Raw genomic sequence first — 429 nt, 5'->3', positions numbered from 1 at the left:
CTCACGCACGACGGGAGCACAAACGTGCTCTGGTTCGGGATGATCGCCGCCGTGCTCGGCGTCGGCAACGGCCTCTCCAGCGGCATCCTGCTCACGCTCGGCGCCGATGTCGCCCCGCAGTCGGAGCCCGCGGCGTTCCTCGGATCCTGGCGCACGCTCACCGATGCCGGCGGTGCCATCGCTCCCCTGCTGTTCTCGGGCATCGCCGCACTCAGCTCTCTCGCGATCGGAGCTGCGGTCATCGGTGGGATCGGGGTGCTCGGCGCGGTGGGATTCCTGCGCTGGATCCCGCGGTTCGTTCCGCGGCGGCCTGCGGCCTGATCCGGGCTGGAGTCATTCGAGTGCGGTGCGGCTCGTGCCCGTGGCTTCGATCGTAAGCACCGACGGGACGAGATCGCTGAGCAGCGGAGGCGTCCACGTCGCCCGAAC

General features: G+C 70.2%; 1 protein-coding gene. It reads left to right on the top strand.

What is annotated here, in order from left to right:
• Window positions 1–321 (top strand): hypothetical protein (locus AC1DLI_RS34410; RefSeq protein WP_477610228.1); only part of this gene is annotated, 321 nt, incomplete at its 5' end.
• Window positions 322–429 lie beyond the last annotated feature (108 nt).

This window comes from Paenibacillus sp. 01T443 (genome assembly GCF_056398325.1).
The sequence above is the reverse complement of the archived record's forward strand: the minus strand, read 5'-3'. Positions and strand labels throughout refer to the sequence as shown.